The organism is Opitutales bacterium, from assembly GCA_013215165.1.
Taxonomy (GTDB): Bacteria; Verrucomicrobiota; Verrucomicrobiia; order Opitutales; family JABSRG01; genus JABSRG01.
In genome coordinates this window covers 45,994-52,516 of record JABSRG010000018.1, presented here as the reverse complement: position 1 = coordinate 52,516, position 6,523 = coordinate 45,994, and the positions used below count along the sequence as shown (strand labels likewise).

The following is a 6,523-nucleotide window of genomic DNA, read 5'->3' as shown; positions in this document are numbered from 1 at the left end:
AATAGACACGATCAACCGCTACAGCCGATCAATACTCACCCCTGATCTCCGCCATCAGGCCTTATGGGATGGCTGTGAAAATATGGAAAGATTTATCAATAAAAATTACTTAATCTATATTCATGTATGCTACTAATCAATCAAGGCTGACATCCGAACAGATCGAACAATACCGCGTAGAGGGCTATGTGATACCTGAGTTTAAAGTCTTCTCAGACGAAAAATTCCAAGCTCTGGTCGACCACTTCAATCAAAAGCTTGATGCATTGCCCAAAGGCGAACGACCAGAGGCCATGGACACCCCCCACCTCGAGGATCCCAAACTATTTGAATGGGCACTAGCCCCGGAGGTTCTCGACATCGTAGAGCCTCTAATCGGACCGGATATTCACCTCTTTTCGACCCACTTCATCTGCAAACCCAAGGGAGATGGCCGACGCGTTCCCTGGCATGAGGATAGCGCCTATTGGAAAAAGACCCTTTCGCCGGTCGAAGTGGCCACCGTGTGGCTCGCTCTCGATCCGTCAACCCGCGAAAACGGCTGCATGAAGGTGATCCCCAAGACACACAATTCAGGACACAAAGGTTACAGTGATTATCATTCGGTAGATACCGCAAAAAACGTCTTCGACACAGAAATCCTACCCACACAACGTCGCGATGAACGCGCTCAATACGTCGAATTAAAGCCCAACCAATGCTCCTTGCACGACGCTCGCCTCATGCACGGTAGCGAGACCAATACCTCAAATATGCGACGCTGTGGGTGGACCTTGCGTTTTTGTCCTTCAAGTTCGGTTATTCACACAGAACGAAGAAAATTCCTCCATATGTATCCGGCACGTGGGCGGGTTCTTACTGACCAACCTCTAGGCGATCCATCCAGGGCTTATCCAGAAATCACCGCTGCTCGGCGCGCGTCCCGCATAAAGGATCATTAGAGCACGAACTAAGCCGCTTTTATTGTCGAGTTCTTACGATCCCACGGGCTGCAGGTGACTGCTTGGGTTCAATTGAAGTAGCGCAGGTTCTGTCTTATTGGAATCACGAAGCGATGCTTGAGACATAGCAGTGTGCTTTAGCCCAAGGACCCGATGATCTGGGTCTGACAATCGATCCTGTGCTTGGGCATATTAAGTTTCCAAAGTTCATGGTACTAAACGGAAACTCACTCATTCTGACCTTCGGAAGAATGAGGACTCTGGATGATGGCGGTGCTCACTGAAGCCGAGCTGGGGGTCCGGCGTTCCCAGGGAAAGCGAGAACCGAGCCTTGGCCTAGGGGGCGCGGCGGAGCTGGATGGAATCGATGATATCGCCTTTGGTAAGCACGTTAGTCACACAGACTACGTTGTCGCCCGACTCGATCCAGGGACGCTTTTTGAGAGCCGCCATAGCGTTCTCTATGGTTTGTTCTGGATCGTCAGAGAAATCCATGAGGAAGGGCTCGATGCCCCACAAGATAAGTAAATGACGGAATAATTCCGGATTGTCCGTAAACGCAAATACTGGGCTCTTAGGACGCAGAGAAGACATCATCTTAGCCAGATAGCCGCTACGGGTGAACACGACGATAGCGCAATGGTCGAGCTCGGCTGCTAGCGAAGCTGCGGACTTGAGCATCTTAGACTTCGGCGTTTTCAGGTCTACCCCATCGAAATTGTTAGTCTGGCTCGCCTCTTCGATACGCATCGAAATGCGTTTGAAGACTTCGATACACTCAAAGGGATATTTTCCGGTAGTGGTCTCACCGGAAAGCATGATGCAATCGGCTTTCTCCAAGACAGCAGTCGACACGTCTGAGACTTCAGCACGCGTCGGCACTGGGTTCTCAATCATCGACTCCAACATGTGCGTCGCTACGATCACTGGACGGCCAATACGCAGACAAGTCTTAATAGCGCGATGCTGGATGATTGGTAACTCCTCATAGGGACACTCGATACCGAGGTCACCCCGTGCGACCATGAGGCCGTCTGAAGCCGCGATGATATCGTCCAAGTTACTAATCGCCTGTTGGTCCTCGATTTTGGCAATGATCAAGGCATTAGAGTCGTGATCGGTGAGGTGCCGACGCAGCAAATCCAGATCATAGGACTCGCGCACAAAAGAAAGCGCATAAAACTCGACGTTCTTTTCAATCCCCACGGAGATGTCGCCCATATCTTTTTCCGTGAGCGACGGAAGGTTCACCCGCACACCGGGTAGATTGATATGGCGTTTATTCCCTAAAGGCCCCGGAATGATTACTCTGGTACGGATACGACCGGCTCTTTTCTCGATCACCTCGAGGCTCATGAGACCGCTATCCACCAAAACCGTGTCCCCCACAGAAACATCTTTGTCCAAGTCGGGATAGTTCACATCGATGTAGCGCTTTCCGTCGAGGCTTTGGTCCTCGTCTGTGTACTCCATCACAAAATCGAATATTTCACCTTCTTGGAGAATGTAAGGCTCATCCCCTACCTTACCGGTGCGGATCTCGGGGCCCTTTAAATCCATCATAATGGCGATTTGACGTCCAACCTTGTCGCATACCTTACGGACCCGGTCACAAATCTCCCGCGTCCACTCGTGATCCGCATGGGCCATGTTGATGCGGCAGATATCCACCCCCTGAATGATAAGGCGTTCCAACGCCTCCTCGCTCATCGTTGCCGGACCAATGGTGAAAATAATCTTAGTCTGGCGTATACGAGAAGATGTGTTGGGTTGTAGCTTTTCCTTCTTAAAAGGAACTGTGGTGATTCCGCTCCGTGATTCGTTCATAAGGGTGTGGGAGAAAGGGTGGGTAGTGCTTTAAAGGCTCTCGTATGTCAAAAAAATATGGGAGCTGGACAAAATTCGTCAGGATCAATCACCGACAAGCGCAACTTGTTCATTCTCTGCGCCAAAGGTGTAAACAATCGATTGACCAAATTGACATCGTTACAATCGCGGCTGAGGTGCACCAAGTAGAGCTGCTTCCAGCGCGAGGCGCTCATTTCGTCAATAAATGCCATAGCGTCCTGATTCGAGAGGTGTCCATGACGCCCGCGGATGCGTTGTTTGACAGACCAAGGTCGTTTGATGTCTTTTTCGAGCAGGTCTGCATCATAATTGGCTTCCAACACTAAGGTATCCACATGAGCGATGCACTCCTTAACCTGCTCGGGCACGTATCCCAAATCCGTTAACCAACCGAGACTTTGACGTGGAGAAAACAGGTCGTCGTAACCCCATTCAAACGTGAAGCCCACGGGGTCATACGCATCATGCGGCACCGAGAAACTCTGTATTTCGATATCACGATGCTTGAACTTCGAACCGGTTTCAAAGATGTGCCAATTGGGCCGCCAGCTCAGCTTCTTTTGGAGTGCGCGCGCCGTATCTCGGTTCGCAAATACAGGGATGTCCGCATGTTTTGCCAAACCCGATAACCCGCGCGCATGGTCGCCGTGCTCATGCGTCAAAAAAATGGCATCAATCCCATCGATGGATTCGTTCAAATCGCGCAGAAACTGGCAAGTCCGCCGCGCACTAAACCCCAGATCCACAAGCACTTTGGACTCATCAGTCTTCAGCAGCCCAGAATTCCCCGAACTACTCGATCCCAAAAATGCAAAGCGGCTTTCCTCCATACGTGAAAAGTAGAAACAAGCCTGGGGTAAATCTCACGAATGAAATCGAAAATTTTTCCAAATACCCGGAACCCGTGACGAGTGACGAGCCATTGAAGCTTGGGACATCGTTTTTACAAAAAGTCTAGGAAAGCCCACGCGTCACGGCATCCGTTTTTGCAAAATCGCCCAATTCTTGGGTCTCCCTTAATCCCCTACTAATGCAACAGCCCAAGTGGATTAAGTCATAGCCACTCAAATCGCAGATATGATGTCTGTTTTGCTAAAGTCGTTACCCTTATAAAGCAACGGGATCTTTTTTTCTTTTGCTAGGGCATAAGAAAAACAGTCCCCAAAATTCAAAATACTATAGTTATAGTAAGCGTCACGCGCGATACGCGCTTGAGCAGACGACATCGGAGATATCTCAATCTCTGCTTCTTCCAAGAAAGCGTCCACGATCTGCAATGACCTCGGGCCAGACTTCTTATTCATTACGGCTCCCAATTCAACATAGGTCCCGGCGGCGATCACCAGCTCGGTCTCTTGCTCCAATTTTTGGACGTATTGGGCCGCATCTGATTCCTGCATCAAGACCGCAAGGATGATCGAAGTATCAACGGCGATCATATATCTCTTCTGGACTTAGGCAGACCATCGTCATCGTAAAGTATATCTGCATGGTTACGTTCATCGTGACTCGGTAGCTTTTGATATTCTTGTGCGAGCTGTGTCAGCTTATCAGCGAGGCCCTGCTTCCGTTCGATTTTTTTTTGTTGCTGGAGCCTGAATAGGTAATCGCTGAGGGCATCCGTCACGGTCTGGGTCAAGCTTTTGCCCGTAAGCCGAGCCGCTGTAGCGGCTAGGTTATATGTCTTATCATTTTTGATATTTAGATGCATTTTTTACCTTCTAGTTCTAGAAAATCTTTCGAGACGAAGTGAGTCAAGAGTTTTGGAAGAAGGTAAATGATGAGGATTGTGACCAGATATACGGAAAACTGATTTTGAGCCCAGATTAGAGGCGTAGAGTGATGGCGACAGCCATTGCTTGGCTTGAGCTTTGATCCGGAAGACGGCAATCGCTCTCGCCGATCACCCTACAAAACATCCGTGTGCCCTGCACTTCTGTTCACACCCCTGCTAGAGCGATTGCCTAGAGGCGGCTTGAACCTACTCAGTCAATAGTGATGAATGCCATTGCCGTGTTCGTAATCGAAATCTGGCCGATTGCAGACACGACAAGGATATCGTATCAAATCAGCTTGCTCTCATCGGTCTCCACTTCGGTGACGAGGGGAACGAGAAACATGATCGCTGCCATGGCGAGGTATCCTAGAGTCCATTTGGTGACGCCTAAATCTAGAATACTAATAATGTCAAAGGGCGTGATTTCGTAGGTATGAATGAAACCGATTGCGGAAAAAGTAGCTCCGGCCAGTAACCAGAAGCCAGCCACTTTGAATTTTCGGTCGATAATCGCCGCAGTAGTCGAAGCGAGGATGATCGAGGTATAGACATAGCCCTGCTCTAAGGCAAAGGCACCGTCAGCATAGAAGTTGCGGATGGACGCCATCTGATCGATGACCTCTCGTGAAAAGAACGATGCTCCACCCACGATACCAGCCACAGCCAGGCTGTTCTTTGAAACGAGGGCTGCAAAGGCCGCAATCCCCGGCATCAAGCCGACCACAACTGCCGGAGTATGCTCGCGAGGGGTGCTGTTGAAGGCTTGCGTGCCCATCATAATCCCAATCCAAATCAGGATCGACATACCCGCCTCCAGAGGAATCGCTGCAACCACCAGGCTCAATGCCCCGCTGATACAAATCAGGGTCATGATAATGGCATTCAGTGTAGAATATCCGGCGCGCGCCCCAATGGCCTTCCATCCTGGGTGTCCGATATAAATTGTTGTGGGAAACGGTGAGCCAAACAGGGCCGCTCCAAAGGTGCCCAAACCATTAAAAGCTAAAGCCGGTGCCGCTCGATAATCGTCCCCCGCCGCCTTGGCCGATTCAAGATTCTGAAGCGATAAGACCAAATTGATAAATCCCATCGGAACGATGACTCCCAGGTATTCGAACATGTAGGGAACTGACTGCATGATGTCGCCGATGACTGGAAGAGGAAGCCGTAGACCCAACTGAGACGTGTCGAAATCTGTCACCGGTGCCAAGCCAGTGGCCCAACTCAGGCTCGTACCGACCACCAGGACGACTAACCCTGCCGGCAGCCCAAAGCGGAACTTCATCCGACCAAAATAAATTACCATCGTGATCGCCAAAGTCGTCATCCCCACTAGGGGGAAAGCCCAGGATCGAAACACGAAATCCATTCCGATGAAGAAAATCCCGATGGCGGCCAAGGCTGATAGAAGAGCAGCGCGGGGCGTAAAACGGCGAATTAGGTCGATAAAAAAGGCCCCAACAAATTCGATCAATCCCGACCCCAAGCATGCGATCAAACCAGCATGCCAGGCGATCACATCTGCCTCTTCTTTACTCAATCCGTTACCCAAAGCCTTTTGCTGAGCCGGCATCATCACGAGGAACACATACACAAACACAGTCAACAGGTTGATCCCGTAGGGAATGGCGCAGACATCGGTGCGCCCTTCTTTCTTCCCAAGACGGATCGCCTCGCGCGCATAGAACAAGTTGCCAATGATCAGAGCCACTGCCGTCGCCGGGAGCACACGACCATAAAAAAGCTCTGGCGAGAACTGTAACAAGCCCAGACACAGACCGCTCATCAATATGAGCATCAATAGGTTATCCAAGCCGAGAGCGAATACGCCATCGACATCCCCTTTGACAAAAAGCTTCATAAGGCCCGATCAGCAAATCACGGGCCCGAGAAAATGATAACACGCTACACGGGCGTTGGCGGGTAGTTTTTTGGAAGCACGACCAGCGCTTTTTAT

General features: G+C 50.3%; 6 protein-coding genes. 1 reads left to right on the top strand and 5 read right to left on the bottom strand.

Going from position 1 to position 6,523, the window contains the following annotated elements:
• Positions 1-122: 122 nt before the first annotated feature.
• A complete protein-coding gene (locus HRU10_05620) occupies positions 123-941 on the top strand; it encodes a phytanoyl-CoA dioxygenase family protein (protein ID NRA26712.1) in 819 nt (272 codons plus the stop codon).
• A 336-nt stretch (positions 942-1,277) separates the two neighbouring features.
• Here the strand turns inward: HRU10_05620 and pyk are convergent, their stop codons facing one another.
• The 5 genes from pyk to HRU10_05595 form a co-directional block, all read right to left on the bottom strand.
• On the bottom strand, positions 1,278-2,768 hold the full coding sequence (pyk, locus tag HRU10_05615) for a pyruvate kinase (GenBank protein NRA26711.1): 1,491 nt from the start codon (positions 2,766-2,768) through the stop codon (positions 1,278-1,280).
• A 47-nt stretch (positions 2,769-2,815) separates the two neighbouring features.
• Positions 2,816-3,619 carry an MBL fold metallo-hydrolase gene (locus HRU10_05610; GenBank protein ID NRA26710.1) on the bottom strand — a complete coding sequence of 268 codons (804 nt, stop codon included), beginning with the start codon at positions 3,617-3,619 and terminating at the stop codon, positions 2,816-2,818.
• A gap of 234 nt (positions 3,620-3,853) precedes the next feature.
• Entirely contained in the window at positions 3,854-4,228 is a 375-nt protein-coding gene (locus HRU10_05605) for a type II toxin-antitoxin system VapC family toxin (protein NRA26709.1), read from the bottom strand.
• On the bottom strand, positions 4,225-4,500 hold the full coding sequence (locus HRU10_05600) for a type II toxin-antitoxin system VapB family antitoxin (GenBank protein ID NRA26708.1): 276 nt from the start codon (positions 4,498-4,500) through the stop codon (positions 4,225-4,227). The genes HRU10_05605 and HRU10_05600 overlap by 4 nt, the downstream gene beginning before the upstream one ends.
• 352 nt (positions 4,501-4,852) lie before the next feature.
• Positions 4,853-6,427 (bottom strand): NCS2 family permease, encoded by a 1,575-nt coding sequence (locus tag HRU10_05595; protein ID NRA26707.1) that lies wholly within the window; start codon positions 6,425-6,427, stop codon positions 4,853-4,855.
• Between the last annotated feature and the right edge of the window lie 96 nt (positions 6,428-6,523).